The sequence below is a fragment of the Xanthobacter sp. NM-59 genome (genome assembly GCF_021401125.1).
GTDB lineage: Bacteria > Pseudomonadota > Alphaproteobacteria > Rhizobiales > Xanthobacteraceae > Xanthobacter.
The window spans coordinates 105,570-130,494 of record NZ_JACBFQ010000011.1 but is presented as its reverse complement, the minus strand read 5'-3'; the positions used below and the strand labels follow the sequence as shown (position 1 = coordinate 130,494).

Genomic DNA, 24,925 nt, shown 5'->3' with positions numbered 1-24,925 from the left:
TTCGACCATCAGAAGACCTGACTCTATTTCGCCCTTCGCCCCGTCGAGAGCCTGCTCTATCGCCTCTGTGGCGTTGATCGCCCTGCAGAAATGGATTGGAAGCAGTATCTCGCCGCCTTTGTGATTTTTACGGGCGTCGGTGCCGTGCTGCTCGCGGCCATTCTTCTGATGCAGCAGCAACTGCCATGGTACGATTCCGACCATCTGACCACTCCGATGACCGCCGACTTGGCAGCGAACACCGCCATCAGCTTCGCCACGACCACCACGTGGCAGGCTTATGGCGGCGAGACGACCATGAGCTACCTCTCGCAAATGGCTGGCCTTGCTGCGCAGAACTTTCTCGGAGCCGCCGCGGGCCTTGCCGTTGGGATCGCTTTCATCCGCGGCTTCGCCCGCCAGAATACCAACGCGCTCGGCAATTTCTGGGTGGACGTGACGCGCGCCGTGCTGTGGATCCTCCTGCCGTCGTCGATCATCGGCGGCCTGATCTTGGTCTGGCAGGGCGTACCGATGAATTTCGCCCCCTATGTGCATGCCGCGACTCTCGAAGGCGGGGCTCAGATCATCGCGCACGGGCCCGTCGCGGCGTTTGAGGCGATCAAGAACCTCGGAACGAACGGTGGTGGATTCTTCAACACCAACGGGGCTCACCCCTATGAAAACCCGACCGCGCTAACCAATCTCCTGGAAATGTGGATGATCGCCATCGTGCCCGCGGCTCTCACCTACACCTTTGGCCGGATGACAGGCCAACCGCGGCAGGGATGGATGCTCTATGGCGTGATGGTGCTTCTGTTCATCGGCGGGCTCATCGCCTGTGGATGGGCAGAGCAGGCGGGTGGTGGATTGGCGGGCGGCAACATGGAGGGCAAGGAAGTCCGGTTCGGCATCCATGGTTCCGTGCTCGCGGCCGTCACCACGTCCAATGGCGCCACCGGCTCCTACAATTCCATGCACGACAGCTACAGCGCCATCGGCGGCATGGTCCCGCTGGTCAACATGCTTCTGGGGGAGATCGTCTTCGGAGGGCTGGGTACGGGCCTCTGCGGCATGGTGATGATGGTGCTCCTCTGCGCCTTTATCGGAGGCCTGATGATCGGGCGCACGCCCACCTATCTTGGCAAGCAGATCGGCGCCCCCGAGATGAAGCTGGCGGCTCTATACATGATCATCGGCAGTGCCTGCGTCCTGAGCCTGACCGCCATCGCGGTTGCGACAGATTGGGGTCGCACCGGACTTACGACCAACGACGGGGCGCACGGCTTCACGGGAATCCTGTTCGCGTACGCAAGCTCATTCGCGAACAACGGGCAGAACTTTGCCGGGTTGAGCGCGAATAGCATCTTCTACAATATGACGACGGGGCTTGCGATGCTCGTCGGACGCCTCGGTCCTGCTGCGCTTGCATTGGCTTTAGCGGGTCATCTCGTGGAACAGAACCGAAAGCAGACGTCAGCCGGTTCGCTCCCCACAGATACGCCAACGTTCGCCCTGCTGCTGCTTTCGACGATCATCGTTCTGGTGGCCCTTGGCTTTCTGCCTTCGCTTGCCATGGGCCCGCTTTCCGAGCATTTCCGCGGTGTTGACGGGCCTTGAGGAGCCACGCAATGTCGAGGCATTCTCGGCGGATTCAGATAGGCTGTGACGATGGGGGCCCAAGGAGAGCAAGACGGGTGAGAAGGTAGCAGCATTCCTGAGGCCCCACTGTGTAGCCACTCAGGTCATGTCTTCAAGCACCTCCTGGCGGAGCCGTGGCCCCTTGGCAAGGCGGCGGCCGAGCGCTTCCATGAATTTGTCGTAGCGTTCCCCACCCTTGGCGCGGGCGGCAGCCTGGGTAGTCTCGGGGAGCTGCGCGGTGGAGGTCAGCCAAGCGCGGATGAACACGGCGAAGGCCTCGTTGGAGATGCCTATGTCGCGCTCCAGACGCTGGAGGTTGCGGTCGATCCGGTCGAGTCGCTTGGCGAGCGCGGCCTCCTGCCGCTCGTCGGCATCAGGCGAGAGGAAGGAGGCAATGGCCGCCTCGGCGATGAGGGAGCGGGACTGCCCACGCCGGTCGGCGAAATCCGCCAGAAGGCGCATGAGGTCCGGATCGAGATAGACGGACAGCCGGGCCTTTTTGTCGTGGCGTTCGCTCATGGCTCACAGCTCCATGCCGTCGCCGGGGTCCAAAGCGGCCTGCCGCGCCATGAGCCGCATGGTGCGGATGACGGCGCGGCCGGCGACGGCATCGTGTTCGGATGCATCGGCATCGGGATCGAATTCATTGATAGTGGACCGTGGCGGCTCCGGCGCGATGTCCTTGTGTGGCTCAAGGCCGGGTTCGCGGCGCAGGCCGGAACTGGCCGGCTCGTCGTCGGGCTTCGATGCTCCAGAGGCGGCGGAATCGAGGGGCTCTGTGGCGATGGCAGCGCGCGCCGACGGGACGATCGGAGGCAATGCCGACCAGTCGTCAGGCCTCGTGGGCTCGGCGGCATTGCGGGCCGCAGGCACGGGGAGCAGGCGCTCCCGAAAGCGCACATCCTCATAGTAGCGTGCCTTCCTTGCCCGGATCGGCGGGCTGCCGGCCACCATCACGATCTCCTCGTCGGGCGGGAGCTGCATGATCTCGCCGGGGGTCAGCAGGGGACGAGCGGTTTCCGAGCGCGAGATCATGAGGTGGCCGAGCCAGGGGGCGAGGCGGTGGCCGGCATAGTTCTGCATGGTCCGTGTCTCGGTGGCGGTGCCCAGCGCATCGCTCACCCTTTTGGCCGTGCGCTCATCGTTCGTGGAGAAGCACACCCTGACGTGGCAATTGTCTAGGATGGCGTTGTTGGCGCCGTATGAACGCTCGATCTGGTTCAAAGACTGGGAGATGAGGAACGCCTTGATCCGGTAGCCGGCGAGGAAGGCGAGCGCCGACTCGAAGAAGTCCAGCCGGCCGAGGCTCGGAAACTCGTCGAGCATCAGCAGCAGGCGATGGGCCTTGTCGTTGGCGTGCAGGTCCTCGGTGAGGCGGCGGCCGATCTGATTGAGAAGGAGGCGCACCAGCGGCCGAGTGCGAGAGATGTCGGAGGGCGGGACGACCAGGTAGAGCGTCGCCGGTGTCTCCCCCGACATGATGTCGGCGATGCGCCAGTCGCAGCGGCCGGTGACGGCGGCGACCACCGGGTCGCGGTACAGCCCCAGGAAGGACATAGCCGTGCTCAGGACGCCGGACCGTTCGTTGTCGGACTTGTTGAGCAGCTCGCGGGCGCTGCTGGCCACCACCGGGTGCGGCCCGTTCTCGCCGAGATGGGGCGTCGCCATCATGGCGTTGAGCGTCGCCTCGATGGAGCGGCGCGGATCGGAGAGGAAGGCGGCGACGCCGCCCAGGGTCTTGTCGGGCTCGGCATGGAGCACGTGCAGGATGGCGCCGACAAGCAAAGCATGGGAGGTCTTCTCCCAGTGGTTCCGCTTTTCGAGCGAGCCCTCCGGATCGACCAGCACGTCGGCGATGTTCTGGACGTCCCGCACCTCGCTCTCTCCTTTGCGCACCTCCAGCAGCGGGTTGTAGGCATCGGAGGCCGGGTTGGTGGGATCGAACCGGAGCACGCAGCCGATGCGAGAGCGCAGGCCGGCGGTCAGCTCCCAGTTTTCGCCCTTGATGTCGTGGACGATCGCGCTTCCCGGCCAGGTGAGGAGCGTGGGCACGACGAGGCCGACGCCCTTGCCTGATCTGGTGGGCGCGAAGCACAGGACATGCTCGGCGCCGTCGTGGCGGAGGTAGTCGCGCTCATGGCGGCCGAGCACCACGCCGTCGGCACCAAGGAGGCCGGCGGCTTCGATCTCCTCCCGTTCGGCCCAGCGGGCGGAGCCGAAGGTGCGCGCATCCGGCGCCACCCGCGCCCGCATGATGGACATGAGGATGGCCACGGCGGCGCCGAGAAGGCCGCCGGAGGCGGCGATGGCGGCGCCTTCCAGGAAGATGCCGGGCGCATAGGCGTCGTAGAGATACCACCACCAGAAGATTGCAGGCGGCGGGTAGAGGGGCAGGCCAGCCAGCTCGAACCAGGGCGCGCCGAGCTGCATCTGGAAGCCGAGCCGCCACGCGGTCCACTGCGTCGCGCCCCAGACGGCGGCAACCACGATGGAGCACACGACGGCGATCTGGCCCCACAGGACACGGCTGGCGGACACGGCGGCGGGGCTCCCTTGCGCTCGACAGAGCGAGGAACGACAGATGACGGGCAGCTTGCAATGGTGGGGCGGCGGCGGATCGCAGCGGGGCGAAATGGTTGCGGAAAGAACTTGTGCAATGCGGTGAGTCGAATCCCTTGAAGTCTGGTAGCTGATGTGCCGGGCGGCGGCGATGGCCGGATCATCGCATCTGATCGGAAGCTTACCCCCGCCAGGGATTGACCACGACGACGCCTGTGCCCTCGAAGTCCCGGACGTTGCGCGTGGCGACGGCCATGCCGTGGACGAGGGCCGTGGCGGCGATCAGGGCATCGGCTTCGTTGCGCCGGTCGGGAACATGCAGATGCGCGCAGCGGGTCGCGACGGCATCGTCCACCGGCAGGATCCGGCCGGCGAAGCCGGGCCGGACGTGGGTGTCGAGCCAGGCCCTCAGACGGGCGCCTTGCGCGCCGTCGCGGCGCTGGATGCCGAGCACCCCGCGTTCCAGCTCGAGGATCGTGATGGCCGAGATGAAGAAGCTCTCCACGTCCTCCGCCTCGATCCACGCCACGACGTTGGCGTCCGCCTTGCCGTCCCCGAGCTTGCGCAACTCAGAGACGACGTTGGTGTCCAGCAGCCAGCTCACGACAGGTCGACGCTTCGCGGGGCAATCTGGACGCGGGCGGGCTCGAAGTCGATGTCCGACAGGCCGGGCATGGAAAGCGCCTCGGCGAGGCTGCGACGCCGGCCGGTCAGCCGTCGGAACTCGTCCCAGGTCATCAGCACATGGGAAGGCTTGCCGCGGTCGGTGATGATGACCGGGCCCTTCTGCGCCGCCTTCTTGGCGCTGCTGACGTCGTGGTTCAGCTCGCGGCTGGACAGGGTTGTGAGGGTCATGGCGCACCTCCATGTAGGTAGTTACCTACATAGGGAGAACGCATCTGGAGCGCAAGCCTGCTGCGGCCATTCACAACCCCAGCCCGCGCTTGCGCCCGAACGACCAGTCGATGCCGCCATCGGCGCGGGCGACGCCGGAGATTTCCTGACCGATATATTTCTCGATGGACGGCGTCCAGGGTACGAGCTGGAAGCCCAGCCCGCCGCCGATTAGCGCGAAGCGGCCGGAGGCGAGGGCGAAGCGCTGCCGGTAGGTGCCGGCGACATACTCGTCGGCAGCTACCTTCTGGAAGGGCGCCCCCATCTCGCCGGCGAGCCTCTGGCCGAGGGCATTCAGTTCGCGCTCGCGCAGCGTCGTGAGGAGGTTGCGGGCGAAGACGATGCGCTGGCCCTCGCGCCGGGCGAAGCCCTCGGAGACAAGGTGATCGGTGCGGGCCGCCATGGCCTGCTGCACCTCCAGGCCGAAGCCACCACCGAGGTGCGCCGGATCTCGGGTGACGAGCCGGCGGTCGAGCCAGGTGGCACCGGTCGCCGTCACCTGCGCCTCGATGGAGAGGTCCGAGCGGACAGCGAGCGCGGTGCGGGTGCGGCCCTCGGTGTCCTCGTAGCGGCGCAGCTCGACGACGGAGCCGGGGGCGCTGTCGCCGGCAGCATCGAGGTCGGAGAAGCGGATGTGATGGGTACGGCCGTCGATGCCGTCCACCACGGCAAAAGCGGTGCCGCGGAGCTCGTCGTCAAGACCGCGATCGACGAGGCGGCCGATGATCGGCTCCCGGTGGATCTCCCCGGACAGGACGTAGTCCGTCAGTCCCCGTTCGATTCCCCGCTCGGTGAGCGCGTGGTGCATCCGCTTGATGATGTCGCCGCGCTCGCCCAGCTCGCGCAAGGTGGCTTCGGCCTCCTCGACGATGATCCAGCGGCCGGGGGAGACGGCCTCGGCAAGGCCAAAGCTTTCGAGCTTGCGCAGCCGGCCCACCTTCAAGGCGAGGTACGCGTCCGGCTTCCGGTCGGGTGCCGGCGCAAGGTCGACAAGGCCGCTGCGGTCTGCATCATGCTTGAGCTGGCGGTCAACCTGGGTCCAGCGCTCGGCCTCGATCTGGCGTTCGAGGGCATGGCGGATATCGTGGTCGGTCCGCGGGCCGAGGTCCTGGGTGACGAGATCCTGCGCGCGGCTGCGCATCCCCTCCTTGATGTAGTCACGGGCGATGACAAGATCCCGGCCGTCGTCGGCGCGGCCGCGCAGGATCACGTGGACGTGGGGATGCTCCGTGTTCCAGTGGTCGACCGCCACCCAGTCGAGCTTCGTACCGAGATCCTCCTCCACCTGCGCCATGAGATCCCGGGTGAAGCTCCTGAGATCCGACATCTCCACGGCGTCGTCGGGGGAGACGATGAAGCGGAAATGGTGGCGGTCGTCCTGGCAGCTTTCCCCGAAGTCCTTGACGTCGGCCTCGTCGGTGTCGGGACCGAACATGCGCGCCTTCTCACCGTCGCGCGTGACACCCTCGCGGCGCAGATAGACAAGATGGGCGGCGAGCGGCGTGGACCGGGCGGTGTGCCAGACCACGCGGGCCTTGACGACGGCGCCGCGCGAACGGCTGGTGATGAGGCGGTTGGCGCGCACGCTGGCGGTGCGGCCGCGCCCGAAGCGGGAGCCTGAACCGGAGGTGATCTTGCCGGCGCGGGAGATGCGCCCGCCGGCCTTCTGAGCGGCGGCGAGGGCCTGGGCGACAAAAGGCTTTGCCCGCTGGGCGCGTGATGAGCGGATGCGGCCGGGCCGGACGCGGAAATTGTCGTCACGGGTCATGCCGGCCCCTGTAAGATGTGCAGATTTCTTTGAACTTGTTCGATATTTTCAAGGGGACCACATCGCAGTTCTGCGCCGCGATGTGCGGAAAATCCCTGCAAATCCAGGAACGACCCCAAACCGACCGAGCCGCGATGTGCGACCTTCTATCCTGCCATCCGTCGGTCGCTTCTTCTGCTGCCCCGCAGTGTTCCACAATGCTTGCGATTGCCTGCTCCACAGTACGAAAAAACACGCAGTTCATCGCCGTTTCCCTTCCGATGCCGGTGCGCGCACGAATAGGTCATCGGACCGCGGCACGAACGCAGACAGATCGACGACTACGGGGTTGTTCGGAGGTCGAGCGGAGGGCGGATAGACCGCCGCAGAAGGGTCGTTGCCGGTGACGGCGGGGCGCGTGACGAACAGCGCCGCGCCTTGCCATGACGGCTCCTCGTCATGGACAGGAGCGGGTCGTTCCGCCGTCACGTCGCCGATCATCGGCGCGATCTTCGCGAAGTATGCGACGGCCTCCGCGGGCAGCGCGCGGCCGCTCTTGCGGTGTTCGTCGTAGCGCACGGTCCCGGCATGGTAGGCGGCGAGCATCGCGTCGACGGTGCCGTAGCGATCGTGCATCTGCCGCAACAACGCGGTGCCGGCGAAGATGTTGGCGCGCGGCTCCCATGGGTCGTCGCCGAGGTCGTATTTCTCGCGCAGCGCCGCCCAGGTGTCGGGCATGATCTGCATCAGGCCGATGGCTCCACGGGGCGAGAGCCTGGCCGGATCGCCGCCGTTCTCCATCATCACAGCGCGAATCCAGCGCTCGGGGATGGCGAAGCGCTCGGCCGCCTCGGCGATGGGAGCGGCCCAGGGATCGGACAATACCGTGGCAGCCGATGGGCGAGCCGCAGGTGGCTCAGCCGTTGCCTCCGACGGCAGGCCTGCGATCAGGACGCAGGCCACGAACAGCGTCATGAGCGTCAGGCTGGCAGCGCAGGTCCCGCCGTCCCGATGCGCCATCAGCCTGCCATCGTGCTCGCTCCGGTCCAGGGCAAGGCTGCGCCGGTGGCCGACGTTTTCCAGACGGGCCGCATCGGACGATGGGTCCGCCTTCCAGAAAACACGCCGCCGCCCTTGACCTCCGCTGCGCGCGACGGCCGCCCTATGGGCGATCGGGTCGAGGGGATTGATCGTCGTTCGACCGATCAAGGGGATTGAACCTGACGGATCACGGGAGTGGCGGCGGCGCATGCCTGTCACCCCTCGCCATCGCGCTTTGCCCGGCGCGACCAGTGTAGGGTCCAGGTATCCTTCCTGGTGTCGGACTCGAACAACTGGGCGCGTAGCGGCTCGGCGAAGGACGGGTCGTCGATGGACAGCGAGAGATAGGTTCCGGCCTTCTCGCCGGTGCGATCCCAGGCGGCACCCACCTCCAGCCCGTCGAAGAAGACGCGGTGGTCAGGCGTATTCTCTGCATTCGATCCGTCAGCGGGCAAGATGGCCACCTCGACGTCAAGGGTCAGCGTGCGGACGCGGTCGAAGAAGCCATCCGAGTTGCGGGTGAAGGTGCCGATCTGGGGCATTGGGGGGAGCCTTTCTCAGGTGGGAGGAACGCGCCGTCACGGCGCGTCGGGGACCGGCACGCGGAAAGCCTCCGTGGCCGGATCGGGGTCGTGGGTGGTCCAGAGCGGGATCGCCCGGCCCACCACGGTGGAAAGGGGCAGCGGCCCGAAGTACCGGCTGTCGAAGCTGTCCGGGCTGTCCCAGTTCATGAAGAAGGCTTCGTCCTTGCGCAGCGTCCGGCAGCCCTGCCAGACGGGCAGCGGGCGGCTCCGCCTGTCGCGCTCCCACGCCCGCCCGTAAGCCATGCCGTAGGCAATGATGTCTGCGCCGGTGCGGCAGACTTCGGTTCCGCTCAGCGCCAGCACCCGCTTGACGAGGGGCAGGCCGCGCGGCAGGTAACCGCGCGCGTCGAGGAAGCCGGCCAGTTCCGCGGGCGGCATCACCACGGCAAGGTCGGTGACGTCGACGGTGGCGCCGGGCACGATCCGGTAGAGCCCAACCGGCACGCTGGCCGAGGCATTCCACACGAAGCGGATGTCGGGTCGGCTCCATGCCGGGGCGACGACGAGGGTCACGCCGGCGAGCATGGCGGCGAGCGTCAGAGCACGGCGGGTCACGACAGCAGCCCGCGGCGGCGCAGCCAGGCGCGGTGCTGCTCGCGCGTGTAGGTGCGGAACGGCTCGTTGACAACGATGCGGGTGTGGATGTGCCGCCAGTGGTCGGGGGCGACGTCGGCCGGCTCAATCCCCATGGCCTCGATGCTGTCGATCGCTCCCAGCACCAACTCGACCTTCGGCCAGCCCGCTATGCGTAGAAGGATGTCGCCGCCGGGACGCACGAACGGCAGCGTCTGGCAGGGCTCTCCCGGCACCGACGCGCGCACGATGTCGATGCGCGATGTGATCGTGCCGTGCGCGTTGCCGGCCCAGCGCACGCAGGCGAAGATGCTGCTTGGCGCGAACGAGACGATCCGCCGGTGCCGATCGAGATGCTGCTCTCCGGCGATCCGGCCAAAGCGGATCCAATGCTCGATATGCTTCTCGTGCCAGGTCAGGTGAACGAACGTATGGCTGTTCGATCCGTCATCGGATGTGAGGGGTATCGTCATCGCTGCACTCCTTTGGCAAAGGGCCGCCCAGCCGTGAGGCGCGCCCGCGTCCATGCCGCCATGCCGAGGTTGATCTGGCAGCCGAGAGAGCGGCGGCACGAGAGCTGGCAAGCTTGGGTGAGGGCCAGGTCGAAGGGAGTGGAATCGGGTCCAAGGATGCGGCAGTTGCCGCTGAGGATCGTCATGGGGGCGATCCTCCAGGGGTGACCCGAGCCCGTCGCCGAACCGGCGCGTCCGGTGTCCGGTTGTCCCCGATGTGCGAAATCGTGTGGCCGCGTTAGCAGGAATCCGAAGGATTCCTTGTTAGCACTGTTAGAGGGGGCAGGATTCCACCTGTTGTGCCAAAGATTTGGAGAGGGCGAGCGTTCCCGATAGATCGGGGATCGCGTTCCCGGAAGGTCGGGAATTGGCGTTCCCGATGGAACGGGCGCATCCACAGCCCATCCACAGCGGCGGGCCCAGGCTGTCGGGCGAGGCTCCTTCATCGCGTGCCCTGCTCGAGTTTCCGCGTTGTTCCGATCCAGGCGGCGCGCGTGGGCCGGAAGGTCAGCCGCTCCCGTCCGTCGGGATCGGCAACGAGCGCCAGGTGATAGCCGGGCAGCGACTGGCGACGGACGATGGCGCGAAGCTCGAAGCGGAAGCGCCGCAGGGGGGCGAGGCTGCCGGACTTCAGGTGAAGGTGCGCGACCTCGAAGCTCCAGCCTCCGCTTTGGCGGCCGCCATGCTTGCGCACGAGCCGGTACAGCCAGCGCTCCAGGCCACCTGTCAGACGGAAATAGTCCCGGTCGATGGTCAGGATCAGGTCGTCATGGAGGACGCCCGCATAGAACCAGTCGGGCAGGATCAGCTCGATGCCGCGGGGACGACCCGTCTCGTCCAGGCGCTCCTTCCACTCGTTGATCCATGAGAAGCGATGGCGCCGCCGTTCGACGGGCTGGCGGATCGAGGTGGCGACAGTGGTGGATTGCAGCCGATCCAGCGCCGCCTTCAGCCGATCGTAGTTCAGGCCGGAATCGGTCCGGCCGATGAACGCCAGGATCTCATAGGGTGTGGCCGCCATCAGCCGCGAGGTGGCGAGGCCCCGGTCGCGGGCATCGACGATCTGCGAGGCCGCCCAGATCAGGACGTCAGCATCCCAGATAGTGGCCATGCCGTGCTCGGCAGTGGCCTCAACACGGATCGACACCTCGCCCATGCGGAAGTCGATGGGCGTCACCCGGCGGGATTTGGCGAGGGAGAAGAAGGGCCAGCTCATCAGGTCCTGCGCGTCGCGGGCGGCGATGTCGCCGGAGCGCGCCCGGAACAGTTCCAGCTGCCGGCCGTCGATGGTGCGGCGCATGGACATGGGACGCGACCCCGGATCAGCGCGCCGCCGCGGCCGAATGGCCGGCGGCGGCTTGCGAGGTGGACTGCCGTGCGCTGGCCTCGATCCAGGCCTGGAGGTCAGCGACCGCATAGACCACCCGGCCACCGAGCTTGTGATAGACCGGCCCGGTGCCGTCGCAGCGGTGCTTCTCCAGGGTGCGGGGCGACAGGTCGAGGAGGCGGGCGGCCTCCGGCGTGCGCACGAAGCGCGGCCAGTTGCTGTCGGTCTTGTCCTGCATCGCGCGCCTCCATCGCGGTCGCCGCCACAACGGCGGATCGAAAGCGACGATGGCGAAGGCGCGGCGATCCGGGGGAGTGACAAAGGTGGAGGCAGGCAGAAATGTCCCCCTGCCGGCACGGGGAATGGAGGCTCGTAGCGCACGATGACGGCGGTGGACCGGATGGCCTCAGCGGCGGCGACTGCGAGGGGTGAGCCAGCCCAGATAACCGCCGTCGATCGTCTCGCGGGCAACCTTCAGGAGACGGGCGAGACGACGGCGCTCCGGCGCGTTCTTCCAGTCGAGGGCGCGTAAGCTTTCGACATCGCGGTTAAGGAGAAGGCTGGCGACCTCGCGCCGCGAGGCTCCGGATGCTGTCCCGTCCCACGCCCGCAGCATGAGGGCAGCCTGGCGGAGCTGGAGGGGAGACAGGCGCTGCTCGCGTGGCCATGGGCCGGCAAGCTTGCCGTCCATCCGCCGCTTGAAGCGTGTGGCGCTGCGCACGCGCCACAGGAAATGGGCATCAAAGGGAATGAGGGCAGCCATCGTGGTGGGTGCATCGCCATCGGGCAGCCAGACCTGGTGAGCACCTTCGTCGTCCTCCACGACGGCATAGAGGCCATCGCCCGCCGACGGGCCGAGGAACGAGAGGGTCTGTCGATCAGGACGCAAAGAAGGCGCAAGGCTCTCCGGCGGCGCCGTGACAATGACCACGGCAGGGTAGCGGCTCGCGCTCCAGACGGGACGGGCAGTCAGGGCCGATGCAGCGGGGTCGGCCGGGAAACGCGAGCCCCCAGCGGCGGGAGAAGCGTTTCATGGCTTCGGCCGATGTTGTGCTCCCGCTTTCGATGGCCGCCAGCGTATGGGCATAGTCCCGTCGGTACTGCGGGTTGCGGCGGAGAAACTCGAAGCTGATGCCGCCGCGATCGAGACAGCGCAACTCCTCCTCGAATTGCGGCGAGCGCCAGTCCTGCAGCGACGTCATGCCGTTGCCTCCTGCTTCGTTCGTGCCTTCGGCCTGATTCGAGTATCGAGGCGAGCACGAGTGCAGGAAGACGGAAAATTGGAATGGGTAATGCTTGGCCGGCTGAACAATCTATGGTTGCCAGGTAACACCTGGCTTAACGCCCCCAGCAGGAATCGGACGCCCCCTTACTGCATCCGTGGTTCGCGCAGGTGCGGATAGCCGTGCTCCGTCATCCAGCGGGCGCGGGCGAGATGGCTGTCGTGGATACGCTTCGCGCGGGCGGGGTCGGCCTCGACATCGAGGCCGAACACGATGCGGGCCACCTCACGCCAGTCGACGCCTTCCTCGGCGGCGTCGAGAAGGCGGAGATAGGTGGCGAGATGCGCCTCGTCATAGGCGTTCACCCGCGCGGTGAGAGGCGGGCTCTCCTGGAAGGTCGGCTTGCTCATCGCGGCTGTTCCCCGTGCTTCACCCGCCGCTCTCAAACCCTAGCGGAGCCGGACCAGCGCGCAACCGTCTGGCAACGGACGGGATACCTCGAATTTGGAATGACGCCATGCCTCCAGCGGGGCAAGGCCCAGCGTTCCCCTCCGGTTCTGACAAAAGGCGCAACCAGCGCAGCCACCGAAATCCTGGAGTCGAATCCGGCAGATGCTACAAACCCATCACTTGTCGGAGCGCATGAACTCGATCGGGTCCACGTCGAGAGCTGTTGCGAGCTTTTCCAGCATGTCCACGGTGGCGGCATATTCCTCCCGCTCCAGCATGCCCACATAGTTGCGATTGATCTGGGCACGATGGGCCAGCTCCTCCTGAGAGATGGATTTTTCCTGTCTCAGGCTGGCCTGCCCCCTGAAAAGTGGTCCTCCGTGAAGTAGGCTTTCGGGCCTTTGGAGGATGGCGCAATGGCGCAGAAGAAGCACAAACCGGAAGAGATCGTCGCGAAGCTTCGGCAGGTCGACGTTCTGGTGTCGCAGGGGCGCCCCGTTGCCGAAGCGATCAGGGCGATCGGGGTGACGGCGTTCACGTATTACCGCTGGCGCAAGGAGTTTGGCGGGCTGAAGAGCGACCAGGTCAAGAGGCTGAAGGAACTCGAGAAGGAGAACGAGCGGCTGCGCAAGGCGGTCTCGGATCTGACGCTCGAGAAGCTGATACTGAAGGAAGCTGCGGCGGGAAACTTCTGAGCCCCGCCCGGCGCCGTCGCTGCGTCGCACACGTCGTGAGCAAGCTCGGCGTGTCGGAACGGCTGGCCTGCCGGGTTTTGGGGCAACATCGATCGACCCAACGCAAGGTGCCGGTGGGTCGTGCCGACGAGGCGGCCCTGACCGCGGACATCGTCGAACTCGCCACCCGGTACGGACGCTATGGCTATCGCCGGATCACGGCCTTGCTGCACGCCGCCGGGTGGGCGGTGAACGTCAAGCGGGTGGAGCGGATCTGGCGGCGGGAGGGGCTCAAGGTGCCGCACAAGCAACCGAAGAAAGGCCGGCTCTGGCTCAATGACGGGTCCTGCGTGCGGCTGCGGCCGGAATATCCCAACCACGTCTGGTCCTACGACTTCGTCGAGGATCGCACTCACAATGGCCGAAAGTTCCGCATGTTGAACGTTATCGACGAATATACCCGGGAATGCTTGGCCATCCGCATCGACCGGAGGCTCAACTCGACCGCCGTCATCGACGTTCTGACGGACCTATTCGTGCTGCGGGGCGTGCCGGGGCATGTTCGTTCAGACAACGGCCCGGAGTTCATCGCCACCGCCGTCCGGGACTGGATTGCCGCAGTCGGGGCCAGGACGGCCTTCATCGAGCCGGGCTCGCCGTGGGAGAATGGCTATTGCGAGAGCTTCAATTCCAAGCTCCGCGACGAACTCCTCGATGGCGAGATCTTCTACAGCCTTGCCGAGGCCAGGATCGTCATCGAGAGTTGGCGGCAGCATTACAACACTGAGCGGCCTCATTCCTCGCTCGGCTACAAACCGCCGGCGCCGGCCGTCATCGTGCCGCCACCGGCAACATCAAACCCCGCACTAAGGCCGACAATGCATTAGGATTAAACTGGACCACTCAATCGGGGCAGGCCAAGGCGGCGCAGGTTTCTCGCCACTCGCTCCCGCAGTTCCATGCGGGAGAAGTCGCCGGCCGCCTCGCATCCTTTCCACCCAATATACTAGGGATTCGGATCGGCGCCATGCCTGTTGGGACAACAGTGCGTGGGTTTTGCGAGCCGGGCATAGCCCGGCGAGCCGCGGACCGTCTCCTCCGCACGCGGCCGATCCGAATTGACGGATCGGCGGAAACTCCCGGATGCGGAAAGTCGCGCAGCCGATGATCGGCCACGCGACTTTGGTGTCTATGCTGCCCGCTCAAGCAAATTCTTCGCCTTCGCCTCCAGTTCAAGCCGGCCATCCTGATGGGGCTTGGTGCGGGCATGGGCCGTCAAGCCCTGCACGAAGTCGAACAGGCTTTCCGGCGGGCGGCCCTCCTCCCGCAACACGGTCTCGATGATCTTTCCGGTTTCGGTCTTGGAGAAGCCGCGCCGGCGCAGGAAGGTTTCCCGGTCCTCGTCGGTGCGGGCGACGATGCGCTCGCGGGCCGCCTTGATGCCGGCCACGAATGGCGCCGGGGAGGACTGGGCGAAACGCGTAAGGGCGGGTGCCGCCTCATGGGCGAAACGCTGTGCGGCAAACTTGCTGTGCCGGATGGTGATTTCCTCGAAGCCCTCCACGCCCCACAGGTTGCGGTTCATGCAAACCGCCCGGAGATAGAAAGACGCGATGCCCAGCGTCTTGCTGCCGACTTCCGAGTTCCAACAATAGAAGCCCCGGAAGTACAAATCCGGCTCCCCGTTCGGCAGGCGCCCGGCCTCGATGGGGTGAGTATCGTCCACGAGGAACAGGAACACGTCGCGGTCGCTGGCATAAAGGGTGGTCGTGTCCTTGGTGATGTCCACGAGGGGGTTGTGCGTCATGGTGGCCCAATCCAGCACCCCCGGGACCTTCCACAGGGTGTCGCCCGTGCCGTTGCCGGCGATCTTCATGACGGCGCCGACAAGCTCATGGTCCCAGATTCGACCATAGTCCGGCCCGGTCACGGCGCGAAGCTCGACGCGGCCGTCGTCCGCCTCCAGCGTCTTCACAAGCTCGGTTCGGTGCGACAGCAAGCCATGCTGCAGATTGATGCCGGCGAGCGGGGCGGGAAGCTGCCGCATGTAGGCGGCGGGGACGCCAACAAGGCTGCACAACTGGCCGAAGCTCCAATGGGTCGGGGCAACAGGCGCCTCTTGTCCCGGAAAGATGAGGAACAGCCGCTCGGCATCCTCCCGGCTCGCCTCCACGCGTACGGCCCGGCTTTCCACGGTTCGAGCCGTGGCGCGATCCGCCCGGGCCTTCACCGCATCGTAAAGCTCCGTGAGGGACAGAAAGCGCTCGTCGTCGGGGCGTGAGAACCATTCCGACGACACCCGGCCGATCCGCTCGCCGCGCGAGACGTCCACACGGAAACCCTCAGAAACCGCCTGCCCATGGTTGGCGCCGGTGCTGATGATGTTCATTGTCCTGCTCCTTTCCCCTCACTGCCGAAGGCATGTCCCCCGACATGTCTTCCGGGGGCGCGTGAGCGCGCAGGAATGGGAGGGGACAAGTGCCGGCGAGCACGGCCGGGCTGCCACGGCGAGCGGGACGGCACGACGGTGGTCGGAAGCATGATGGTCACGGACCGTCCTGCGCGCCGGCGGCCCTGCCATGCGCAGGCGGCGCTTGAGGGGAGAAAGGGGCAAGGCCCCTTGGCTTCCCCTCGCGATCGGCAAGGCTGCGTCCGCAGCCGATCAGAGCAACCGGAGCGCAGCTCGCCGCAGCGTCTTCAGGCGATCGGAATAATCCGAGCGCCCTCTTGGGTTCCAGATCTGCCCCCGCTTAACGGGCTGGGTGCGCCAGGAGGAGACGTTCGCAGCGGCTATTACGAATGACCGGTTTGGGGCCGGGAGCGGACTGGCCGGTTTTGGATAGCAGGGCTGAGAAAGCAGACTTGCGCGGTGCGTTCGAGCCACGCAGGTGCAGTTCGAATCTCCTCCAGCGGGCCACGACGGATAGCGATGATCACTATGTTTTCGCTGTGGCGCTCGGATGAACAAGCTGGACTTGAAGCAATGCTCACAACAGAGTTTTTTTGGGGCGAAGTTAGGTTATACAGCGATGCACAGCTTTAACCCCAGTCGACAGCGATAGCCTCGGCTTGGCGAACAACCAAGTCGACCGCAGTCTTTTGGAGGTCTGGTGGATAGCCATAGCGAGCGAGCAGCTTCCGCACCTCAATACGCATCTTGGCGCGAACACCTTCTTTGCGGATCCAGTCTATGGTCGCCGATGCACGGATAGTCTCCACCAAGAGCTTTGCCAGCGTGCGCAACGTATCATGGGCCATCAATTCTCGCGCCGATCCATTTTCGGCCAGCGCCTCATAGAAGGCTACTTCTTCCTGAGACAACCCTAATTCAGCCGCCCGCACTACATGGGCTCTGATGTCATTTGCGAGCGCGATCAACTCCTCAATGACCTGCACACTGTCGACGGCACGGTTGTGGTACTTGCGGAGTGCCTCATCCAAGCGCTCGCTCAACTTCTGAGACTGGACGATGTTGGTCCGGGCGTTGGCCTTGATCTCATCGGCGAGCAGGCGCCGCAACGTCTCGACAGCGAGGTTCTTCTGCTTGGTGCCGCGTACCTCGGCAAGAAACTCGTCTGAGAAGATGGAGAGGTCCGGTTGCTCCAGCCCTGCGGATTTGAACACGTCAAGGATACCGTCCGCCATTACCGCCTTCGACAGCAGCTGTCGGATGTCGCGCTCCACCGTAGCGCGGCTCCGTCCCGCGCCCATTGTGTACTTCGCCAAGTTTGCCCGCAGCGCCACGACCATTGCAATCTCGTGCGCGCGCTCCATGACCCGGTCGTCGCCCGCGCTGATCGCATAGGCCACTTCCAGCTTGAACCCCGTCTCGATAAAGACATCACGTCTGCCTGTCGCCAGCAAGTGTTCGAGGCATTGCTTGAGGATCGTCAGGCGTGTGGTTGGTGGTGTAGAGAAAAAATTCTTCCAGTCAACGCCATCCAGCAGCGCCAATGCACCTTCAAGCAGAGTGAGTGCTTGACGCGCGGCTTCATTAGGGTCCATGCGCACTTGGTCGCGGTCGCCTTGGGTATATTTATCCAAGGCCGCTTTCAACTCTGCACCGATCCCCAGATAATCGACCACTAACCCGCCGGGCTTGTCGCCCCAGACCCTGTTGACCCGCGCAATCGCCTGCATCAGGCCATGACCACGCATCGGCTTGTCGATATACAGTGTGTGCAGGGATGGCGCGTCGAACCCGGTTAACCACATGTCACGAACGATCACGAGATCGAATCCGGACGAGGGGTCCTTAAACCGAGTCGCCAGTGCTTCCAGCCGGGCTTTGGTTCGCAAGTGGGGTTGCAGCGGTTGGGGATCGTCCGCACGGTTGCCTGTAATCACCACCTTCATGAGGCCCGACTTGTCGTCGCTGGTATCGGCTGAAACCCAATTGGGTCGGAGCTTGGCGATCTCGTCATAGAGCATCACAGCAACACGGCGGCTCACCGCCACTATCATTCCCTTGCCACCTGCCATGGCATCGCGCCGCGTATCGAAGTGTTCTACCACGTCAGCTGCGATCTGGGCGACGCGCTCAGGTGCGCCCACGACCTCCTCGAACCGTGCGAGCTTGCCCTTGATGCGCTCCACGGCAGCATCATCCCCTTCGGCCAGTTCTTCAGCCAGCGCATCAAGCTGCGCTCGTTCGCCGTCATCTAGGGCTAGGTGCAGACGGGCAAGTCGAGCGGTGTAATAGATCGGGACCGTTGCGTTGTCCTGCACGGCACGGGTCATGTCGTAAGTATCGATGACATCCCCGAACGTGCCGTAGGTATCTCGGTCCCGTTCTTCGATTGGCGTACCTGTGAAGCCCACGACTGTGGCTTGAGGGAGTGCTTGCCTGAGGTAGTCAGCAAATCCCACAGCCTCCCGCACGCCGCCGTCGCGCTCCACGTAGCGCTTCTTGAAGCCGTATTGTGTGCGGTGCGCCTCGTCGGCGATGACGATTACATTGCTGCGGTCGGTGAGGAGGGGGTGCGAGCCGTCCTCGCCCCTGAAGCGCTGGATGGTCGTGAAGACCAGACCACCGATATCGACTGCAAGCAAGCGGCGCATCTCTTCCGACGTCTCTGCCTGCAAGGGCGTCATGCGAAGGGCTGCGCTATGATCTGCGAACGTGCCGAAGAGCTGGTCGTCGAGGTCGTTGCGGTCTGTCACGAGCACGATGGTGGGGTTCCTCAGCGCCTTAGCAAGCTGGAGCTGCCTCACGAAGAACAGCATGGTCAACGACTTCCCCGAACCCTGCGTATGCCAGACGACGCCGCCCTTACGGCTGCCGGACTGGGACGCGGCTAGGGTCGAAGCGAGAGCCTTCCGCACGGCATGGAATTGGTGATAGGCGGCGAGCTTCTTGGACTTGACCGTGCCGTCCTTGATCTCGAAAGCGATGAAGTCGCAAATCAGCTCGATAAAGCGCTCGGGCGCGAACACGCCACGGATCAGAACTTCAAGTTCAGAGCGCCCAGCGTCATCAATGCCCACACCGTCAATCGTCCTCCATGGGGCGAAGCGGTCCAGTTGAGCTGTTAGTGACCCGATGCGTGCGTTGCTGCCGTCGCTGATCACAAGCACCTGGTTGGTGCGCATCAGCTCCGGCGCCCTCGTCTTGTAGGTCGTCAACTGGCTGTGAGCCTTCTCCAGTGTCGCGGAGGCGTCCGATGGGCTCTTCAACTCGAGAACCGCTACCGGCAGGCCGTTGATGAACACAGTGACGTCCGCGCGCACCATGCCCTTCTCACCCTTCACGATGAACTGGTTGGCAACCAGCAGCCGGTTGGCCCCTGGGCTCTCCTGATCGATGATCTTGATACCAATGGTGCGCGTGATCCCCTTCTCGTTCACCTCGACCGGCACGCCGCTGACGAGGAACGGGTGGAACAGGCGGTTGTTCTCGATAAGGTCCTGGCTCTGCGACGCCTTGATCTTGAGCACTGCCGAATTGACCATGTCGGCGGTTGCCTCGGGGTTCAGCGAGGCAATGGCGCTGCGCAGTTCAGGTTCTAGGATCGCTTCGCGGTAGTCTGCCCGCGCACCCATAGACCCATCCGGTGCGAGATAGTCACCCGGCACGCTCCGCCAGCCAAGCAACTCGAACCACGAGAGCGCCGCCAACTCGACGGCTTCCTCGGCCAATTCCATGCGGTGGCGGTCGGGAGGCGTAGGGTAAGTGTCGCTCATGTGCCCTCCGGTCGACCGAGCACGAAGCGGGCGCGCTCGCGCCGGAGCATCTCGTAGGGACTGATGCAGGATACAGTCAGCCCAATGCAGGCGTTGGGTATCTTGATCTTGCGAACCGTGTCCGCTGGCACCTCATGAGTAACTACAGTGCAACGGTGCGCAAGAGCATGGGAGACGAGCCAGTAATCAGCAACCTGTAGGAACGTTGCGATGGCTGCGCGCTCGTAGGCCTGCGCTGTTGCCCAAGCACTCACGCGCCCCAGCGCAGGAACAACCGAATCATCAGGTGGCACGAAGAAGGCGTCGCCCCGCGCCCTCGCCCATTCGGCAAGGTCGTCGCTACCTGCAACCAATTCGTCGGAGACCTTGTCGATACTGCCGACCAAGCCCGCCGCGTTCTGGGCAACGAGCCATTCCCAGAAGGCCGGGCAGAAGTCGAAGCCATAGTGCAGGTTGCGTGCTTGGATGAAAATGTTGGTGTCCAGCAGGTAGCGCATCAAAGCATCGCCCCCACCTCACGACCGATCGTGTTGAAGGTCTCGGTTTTAGCGACTCCCAACATGCGGAAGGCGTCACGATAGAGGGTCTGGCCCTCCAGCGTGCTCTCGACCAGCGCACGAGCGAAGCGTCTGCCGACGCGGGACAGGGTTGTTCGGTAGAAGTCGCCGCCACCGGACCCCGCGGCTTCGGCCAATGCGCGGAGACGTTCACGCTCCATGGCCCATGCCTGCCCGAATGCATCACGCGTGATGACACCTGCATCAAGAAGCCGCCGCAAAATCACCAGCGTGCTGACCTTGAACTGCCGCGCGAGACGCTGCATTGCCACGTGAGTGGCTTCACCGGGCTGCACGGCCAAGCGGAAAGCCGCTAGCGGCACCAGCAGCTCCGCTGCGACAGCGTTGCACCACACCTCTTCCCGGCGATGCCCGTTCAGGCTCGCGGGCGTGACATCGGAAAGGGCGGAAGCCCCCAGCCACAGATGCGCCAGCTCATGGGCGAGAGTGAACATCTGGCCGGACTTGCTATCGGCCCCGTTGATGAAGATGAGCGGCGCACGGCGATCGACCAACGCGAAGCCTCGGAACTCCTGCGGGTCGAGGGCGCGGTGGGTGTTGGACAGCACGATGCCACTGATCATCACAAGCACGCCGAGCTTCTCGGCCTGTCCGATAAAGAGGCGCAATGCCTCCTCCCAGGTCCGGCAGGCGGCGCGGGCAGCAAGATCGAAGCCGAGACGTTGCGCCATCACCGCCGCAACCTCCTCGGGGCGCTGGTCAAGCGTGGCGCTCGCCACGAAGTCGGCGTCGGGCATACGGCTGGCAAGTGAGAACTCGCGATACCATCCCTGCCGCTCCTGACAGGCGTAGAGCATGTCGAGCAGGTTCGGGCTGGCGCGGCGCACGCCTCGCCCGTCATGGGTGCGGAAGTCCGGGATCGGCAGCGGCTCGTCCGGCGGGGTGGGGAGAAACAGGTAGCCCACCGGCACATGCACGGCGCGGGCGAAGTCCTCCAGCTGTTTCAGCGTTGGCCTTGTGTCACCCGCTTCCCACTCCGGGAGCTTCGGGAAGCGCCCCGTCAACTCTTCAGCCGTCATCACACCTGCGCGCTCACGCGCCCAGCGCAACATCTCGGGTCTGACGGCGGCGCGCGTCATGCGGCGGCCCCCTCATCCGCTTCCTGCTCAGCAGTCTGGGCAACTTCCCACTCCACACGAACAGCATCATAGATGGTACGATCTAGCAGAAAAAGCACCCGGCTGGGTTCAAAAGACGCTCCTGCGACCTCAACCAAATCGTGCTCAGCGTCGAGATAGCCGTCGAACTCGGCGTAGTCGCCATACTTCGGCGTGTTCGCTTCAGTGGCGGCCTCCCGGCTCCATGCTGCATCGAAAAGGAAGCTGACAAGGGTATCACAAAGGCCGCCCAGCATGACTGCGTGCTGGCGCTGCAACGTCCTCCAGTCGAAGGAGCCGCCATGACGCATGCCGCTAATGTTGCTCAGCTCGGCCAGTGCTCCGACAGTCCCATTCATGCTGCCGACGAGTTTGCGGATGGCCTTGCCGATTTTGTCGGCGTCAGGGTGCCCGTCCAAGGTGAAGTCGAGGGCATTGATGACCCTACTGTTCTGGGCGGGGAAGTCTTCTCCGGCCACAGAGCCCAACCCCAGCTTTGGAGCAATGGTATGATACGTGGCCTCGAAAAGTGCGCGCACCCGCTCCAGGCACCGCTCGGGTTCACCCGAGATTGTTGTCTCCAACGCCTCGACGTGCACCTTCAATCGTCCGGCCCTGTCAGGGTGGGCCTCGATCAGCGCATGCAGTAATTGGAGGCGATAGGTCACGCTGCCTCCCCTTTGGCAGCACCGTCCTTTATCCGCAGCTCGCCCGAGATCAGCCGGGGGAGAAGGGCGTCGCGCAACATCGCGAGGCGGTCACTCTCGCGCGCAAGTTCGACCAGACGCGTCACCATGGGATCGACACATGCGGCGAAGGCCTCTGAAACGTCAGCAGTCGGCACAACCATTGGCAACTTGCGAAGCGTGCCCTTGCTGATCTCGGAGAAAGTCGAACCGCCTGCGACGGCAAGGAAAGTGTCGATGTTGGCGGTGCACCAGAGCCACGCAAACGCCGTAGACAGCTCCTTGCCGACAATTCCTGCCATGCCTTGATTGATCGCGACGGAACATGTGGCAAAGGCAAGATAGCCGATAGGAGCACGGGTCGAGATGAGGACCGAACCAGCAGGCAGCAGACCAGAGTTGACCACCGCTACGCCGTCATCCGTTAGCGTCCTGTCGGTTCCCAGCAGCACAGGCGACTTGAGCGGCGAGAGGTCCTTGGGTGTCGCCCAGCAATGATCCCCACCCCAGTATCGCGCCTCGTCGGTGCTCGGCGTGTTGCCGCCCCTGATCTCGAAGACATCGCCGAATGGCCTCTCTTGCCACCCCATCGGCAGGCCGTCCTCGCCGAATCTATCCGGAAACAGGGCGGCGGTGGCGGCGGGGAGGCCGGGGTCGCGGCCCTCGGCCTTGGCGCGGATGGGGTCGAAATCCACGAACCAGCTCTTGAACAGCGCCCGCGCCATCTCCTCCAGCGTCGCCGCCATGCGCCGGTTTAGCTCGATCTTGTTGTCGAGGGAGCCGAGTAGGTTAGCGATATCGGTTTGCTCCGCCCGGCGTGGCAACAGCACCGGTATGGACAACAACGCATCGAGAGCCAGACGCCCCGTGCCATGCCCAGCGGCGTCGACCTTTTCACTCAGAGTGGCCTTATGGCCGAGCAAGAGGTACGGCACGTAGTCAGGAAGCACGTCAGGCTTGGGCAGGACGGCTTTCACATCTTGGTTGTAGGTCGACGCCTGTCGCACACGGACAATAGGGATGTCATTGTGCAGCGTCATGCCCCGAACAAGCAGAAGCGTACTCCCCTCAGGGGCAAGAAACGTCGAAGCTGCCGCTCCCTGAGCCGTCAACAAATCCTCGGTCTCGTCGACCCAGAACGTCTTCATGTCCTTTGCCGAGACCCAAGGGATGTTACCTCCCCAGAACTCGTCATTGCTCTTCGACGGGGTACCCCCAGACACGAAACGGACGCAGTCGCCAAGCGTCGTAGCTCTCCACTCACCAGCCATGGCCGACCCCTGCCAGTGCCTTGCGAATGCTCTCGTCCAGCTTCGCACCCTCGGCCATCTGCTCCCGCAGGGCGTTGGTGAGCCGCGTCATCTTGGCGTCGAAGCCCTCCTCGTCCTCCTCCGTTGCTTCGGTGCCGACATAACGCCCCGGCGTGAGCACGTAGCTCTGCGCCGCCACCTCCTGGAGCGTGGCGGACTTGGCGAAGCCGGGCACGTCCTGATAGTGCCCGCCGACCTCTCGCCACGCATGATAGGTGTCGGCGATCTTGTGGATGTCGTTGGCTTCGCCCTCGCTGGTCAGCTCCTTCAGGGTGCGCGAGACCATGGTGCCGAGGCCCCGCGCATCGATAAACAGGATGTCGTTCGTCCGATCGCGCAGCTTCTTGTCGCGCGAGAGGCCGTTCGACTTGTCGCGGGTGAGGAACCACAGGCAGACAGGTATCTGCGTTGTGGAGAAGAGCTGGCCCGGCAGCGCCACGATGCAATCGACCAGGCCGGGGTAATGGATTTGCCGCCCGCCCTCGCCAAGCGTGATGCCCTCGATCAGCGCGCGGCGTATCTCACCCTCGCCGGACTGCTGGCTGGAGAGCGAGCCGTTGGCCAGCACCACGCCTGCATAGCCATCCGGCGCGAGGTGGTAGATGATATGCTGGAGCCAAGCGAAGTTGGCGTTGCCCGCCGGCGGCACGCCATAGCGCCAGCGGGCGTCACCCTTCAGCTTGTCGCCGCCCCCAGTCGCTGTCGTTGAAGGGCGGATTGGCAAGGACATACTTCGCCATCAGGCCCTTGTGCAGGTCCTCGTGGAAGGTGTCGGCCCACTTGGAGCCAAGGTTCGCCTCGATGCCTCGGATGGCGAGGTTCATCTTGGCGAGCCGCCACGTGGTGGCGTTGCTCTCCTGGCCATAGACGGCGATCTGGTCGCGCGCCTTTTTTGGGTCAACGTGCTTTCCGGCGTGCTCCTCCACGAAGCGCTCCGACTGCACGAACATTCCGCCCGACCCGCAGCAGGGATCGTAAACGCGGCCCTTGAACGGCTCTAGCATGGCGACCAGCAGCTTCACCACGCAGCCCGCCGTGTAATACTGCCCCCCGCGCTTGCCCTCCAACTTGGCGAACTCGCCGAGGAAGTATTCATAAACGCGACCCAGCACGTCCTGCCCGTGATGCGCACCCTCGAACTTGATGTCCGAGATCAGTTTCAGCACTTCGCCCAGCTTGGTCTGATCCAGCTCCTGCCGAGCGTAGTTCTTGGTAAGAACGCCCTTGAGCGTGGGGTTTTCCGCCTCGATGGCGATCATGGCCTGATCGACCAATTCACCGATGGTCGGCTTGGTGCTGGTGGCGTTCTCCTTGAGGAAGGTCCAGCGCGCCCGTCCCGGCACGAAGAAGATCCCTTCACTGATGATGAGGTCGCGGGCGGCGTCGGGATCGTCGAGCAGGGACGCCTCTTCCGGATTCGCCTTGACCTCAGCCATGCGGGCATCGAAACGGTCGGAAATATACTTTAGGAAGATCAGGCCCAGTGCGACGTGCTTATATTCGGCGGCATCCATGTTGCCGCGCAGCTTGTCGGCCGCCGCGAACAGCGTTGCAGCTATCGAAGGGCCGGGCTTTACGGCCTTTGTTGCACTATTCTTGCTCCCCGGTTTTCTCCCTCGTGGCACGACGCACTCCCCCGATCCTGGATTCCCCGTTGATCGGACTTTTTCGGTTAATGAATGCTTAATGTCGCCTTGTGAGGCAAGGGAAAAGTGGTTCGATCGACCAATAGCCAAGGCGCTGGCAACCGCAGCATCGCCGCGCGATGGCGGGCGACGATGCTATATGTATGGTCTCCATGCCGCCCGCCGTCGCTCCCGCACCATTGGGTTGCCCCGGCTCGGCGGTAAGATTCGTGCTGTCGCGT

General features: G+C 64.7%; 25 protein-coding genes and 1 pseudogene. 2 read left to right on the top strand and 24 right to left on the bottom strand.

The window, feature by feature from the left end; genetic code table 11:
- Positions 1 to 45 precede the first annotated feature (45 nt).
- Positions 46 to 1,599, top strand: a pseudogene (kdpA, locus tag L0966_RS18275) (potassium-transporting ATPase subunit KdpA); the annotation flags it as partial.
- A gap of 120 nt (positions 1,600 to 1,719) precedes the next feature.
- On the opposite strand, the gene L0966_RS18270 reads toward kdpA, so the two are convergent.
- From L0966_RS18270 to L0966_RS18195, 16 genes are all read right to left on the bottom strand, one after another.
- A complete protein-coding gene (locus L0966_RS18270) occupies positions 1,720 to 2,139 on the bottom strand; it encodes a ribbon-helix-helix protein, CopG family (protein WP_234053421.1) in 420 nt (139 codons plus the stop codon).
- Positions 2,140 to 2,142: 3 nt separating this feature from the next.
- Entirely contained in the window at positions 2,143 to 4,158 is a 2,016-nt protein-coding gene (locus L0966_RS18265) for a conjugal transfer protein TraG (RefSeq protein ID WP_234053419.1), read from the bottom strand.
- 202 nt (positions 4,159 to 4,360) lie between these two features.
- Positions 4,361 to 4,783 (bottom strand): type II toxin-antitoxin system VapC family toxin, encoded by a 423-nt coding sequence (locus tag L0966_RS18260; RefSeq protein ID WP_234053417.1) that lies wholly within the window; start codon positions 4,781 to 4,783, stop codon positions 4,361 to 4,363.
- A complete protein-coding gene (locus tag L0966_RS18255; protein ID WP_234053416.1) occupies positions 4,780 to 5,034 on the bottom strand; it encodes a type II toxin-antitoxin system prevent-host-death family antitoxin in 255 nt (84 codons plus the stop codon). Before L0966_RS18255 ends, L0966_RS18260 begins: the two co-directional genes overlap by 4 nt.
- Positions 5,035 to 5,104: 70 nt before the next feature.
- Positions 5,105 to 6,841 carry a VirD2 family relaxase/mobilization nuclease gene (locus L0966_RS18250; RefSeq protein WP_234053415.1) on the bottom strand — a complete coding sequence of 579 codons (1,737 nt, stop codon included), beginning with the start codon at positions 6,839 to 6,841 and terminating at the stop codon, positions 5,105 to 5,107.
- Between the two features lie 240 nt (positions 6,842 to 7,081).
- A complete protein-coding gene (locus tag L0966_RS18245; protein WP_234053414.1) occupies positions 7,082 to 8,029 on the bottom strand; it encodes a lytic transglycosylase domain-containing protein in 948 nt (315 codons plus the stop codon).
- Positions 8,030 to 8,076: 47 nt separating this feature from the next.
- Positions 8,077 to 8,403, bottom strand: a complete 327-nt coding sequence (locus tag L0966_RS18240; RefSeq protein ID WP_234053413.1) for a DUF736 domain-containing protein — start codon at positions 8,401 to 8,403, stop codon at positions 8,077 to 8,079.
- 36 nt (positions 8,404 to 8,439) lie between these two features.
- Positions 8,440 to 9,000 carry a S26 family signal peptidase gene (locus L0966_RS18235; protein WP_234053412.1) on the bottom strand — a complete coding sequence of 187 codons (561 nt, stop codon included), beginning with the start codon at positions 8,998 to 9,000 and terminating at the stop codon, positions 8,440 to 8,442.
- Complete coding sequence (locus L0966_RS18230) at positions 8,997 to 9,491, bottom strand: DUF2840 domain-containing protein (protein WP_234053411.1); 495 nt, start codon at positions 9,489 to 9,491, stop codon at positions 8,997 to 8,999. The genes L0966_RS18235 and L0966_RS18230 overlap by 4 nt, the downstream gene beginning before the upstream one ends.
- Positions 9,488 to 9,676, bottom strand: coding sequence for a hypothetical protein (locus L0966_RS18225; RefSeq protein WP_234053410.1), 189 nt, complete (start codon positions 9,674 to 9,676; stop codon positions 9,488 to 9,490). Before L0966_RS18225 ends, L0966_RS18230 begins: the two co-directional genes overlap by 4 nt.
- 296 nt (positions 9,677 to 9,972) lie before the next feature.
- Entirely contained in the window at positions 9,973 to 10,836 is an 864-nt protein-coding gene (locus L0966_RS18220) for a replication initiator protein A (RefSeq protein ID WP_234053409.1), read from the bottom strand.
- 16 nt (positions 10,837 to 10,852) lie between these two features.
- The gene (locus L0966_RS18215) at positions 10,853 to 11,095 is read right to left on the bottom strand and encodes an AlpA family transcriptional regulator (RefSeq protein WP_234053408.1); all 243 of its coding nucleotides are present in this window, start codon (positions 11,093 to 11,095) and stop codon (positions 10,853 to 10,855) included.
- Positions 11,096 to 11,263: 168 nt separating this feature from the next.
- Positions 11,264 to 11,746: a DUF2285 domain-containing protein gene (locus L0966_RS18210; protein ID WP_234053407.1), complete on the bottom strand. Its 483-nt coding sequence runs from the start codon at positions 11,744 to 11,746 to the stop codon at positions 11,264 to 11,266.
- Positions 11,736 to 12,059: a transcriptional regulator domain-containing protein gene (locus L0966_RS18205; protein ID WP_234053406.1), complete on the bottom strand. Its 324-nt coding sequence runs from the start codon at positions 12,057 to 12,059 to the stop codon at positions 11,736 to 11,738. The genes L0966_RS18210 and L0966_RS18205 overlap by 11 nt, the downstream gene beginning before the upstream one ends.
- A 167-nt stretch (positions 12,060 to 12,226) precedes the next feature.
- Positions 12,227 to 12,526, bottom strand: a complete 300-nt coding sequence (locus L0966_RS18200) for a DNA -binding domain-containing protein (RefSeq protein ID WP_255684128.1) — start codon at positions 12,524 to 12,526, stop codon at positions 12,227 to 12,229.
- 180 nt (positions 12,527 to 12,706) lie between these two features.
- Complete coding sequence (locus tag L0966_RS18195) at positions 12,707 to 12,964, bottom strand: helix-turn-helix transcriptional regulator (protein ID WP_234053402.1); 258 nt, start codon at positions 12,962 to 12,964, stop codon at positions 12,707 to 12,709.
- Here L0966_RS18195 and L0966_RS18190 point away from each other — a divergent pair.
- Positions 12,947 to 14,091, top strand: a protein-coding gene (locus L0966_RS18190) for an IS3 family transposase (RefSeq protein WP_234053401.1) whose coding sequence is annotated in 2 segments (ribosomal slippage) — positions 12,947 to 13,211 and positions 13,211 to 14,091 — 1,146 coding nt in all. Because the reading frame shifts where the segments join, the coding sequence is not laid out codon by codon here. The genes L0966_RS18195 and L0966_RS18190 overlap by 18 nt on opposite strands.
- 302 nt (positions 14,092 to 14,393) lie before the next feature.
- Here the strand turns inward: L0966_RS18190 and L0966_RS18185 are convergent.
- The 8 genes from L0966_RS18185 to L0966_RS22305 form a co-directional block, all read right to left on the bottom strand.
- Positions 14,394 to 15,593, bottom strand: a complete 1,200-nt coding sequence (locus L0966_RS18185) for a DUF932 domain-containing protein (RefSeq protein WP_234053400.1) — start codon at positions 15,591 to 15,593, stop codon at positions 14,394 to 14,396.
- Positions 15,594 to 16,243: 650 nt separating this feature from the next.
- Complete coding sequence (locus tag L0966_RS18180; RefSeq protein WP_234053398.1) at positions 16,244 to 19,387, bottom strand: type I restriction endonuclease subunit R; 3,144 nt, start codon at positions 19,385 to 19,387, stop codon at positions 16,244 to 16,246.
- Positions 19,384 to 19,884, bottom strand: a complete 501-nt coding sequence (locus L0966_RS18175) for a DUF4411 family protein (protein ID WP_234053385.1) — start codon at positions 19,882 to 19,884, stop codon at positions 19,384 to 19,386. The genes L0966_RS18180 and L0966_RS18175 overlap by 4 nt, the downstream gene beginning before the upstream one ends.
- Entirely contained in the window at positions 19,884 to 21,044 is a 1,161-nt protein-coding gene (locus L0966_RS18170; RefSeq protein WP_234053381.1) for an ImmA/IrrE family metallo-endopeptidase, read from the bottom strand. Before L0966_RS18170 ends, L0966_RS18175 begins: the two co-directional genes overlap by 1 nt.
- Positions 21,041 to 21,730, bottom strand: a complete 690-nt coding sequence (locus tag L0966_RS18165) for an abortive infection family protein (protein ID WP_234053380.1) — start codon at positions 21,728 to 21,730, stop codon at positions 21,041 to 21,043. Before L0966_RS18165 ends, L0966_RS18170 begins: the two co-directional genes overlap by 4 nt.
- Positions 21,727 to 23,019 (bottom strand): restriction endonuclease subunit S, encoded by a 1,293-nt coding sequence (locus L0966_RS18160; protein WP_234053379.1) that lies wholly within the window; start codon positions 23,017 to 23,019, stop codon positions 21,727 to 21,729. The genes L0966_RS18165 and L0966_RS18160 overlap by 4 nt, the downstream gene beginning before the upstream one ends.
- Positions 23,009 to 23,788 (bottom strand): N-6 DNA methylase, encoded by a 780-nt coding sequence (locus L0966_RS22310; RefSeq protein ID WP_234054550.1) that lies wholly within the window; start codon positions 23,786 to 23,788, stop codon positions 23,009 to 23,011. The genes L0966_RS18160 and L0966_RS22310 overlap by 11 nt, the downstream gene beginning before the upstream one ends.
- Complete coding sequence (locus L0966_RS22305) at positions 23,727 to 24,572, bottom strand: class I SAM-dependent DNA methyltransferase (RefSeq protein ID WP_234055284.1); 846 nt, start codon at positions 24,570 to 24,572, stop codon at positions 23,727 to 23,729. Before L0966_RS22305 ends, L0966_RS22310 begins: the two co-directional genes overlap by 62 nt.
- Positions 24,573 to 24,925: the final 353 nt, after the last annotated feature.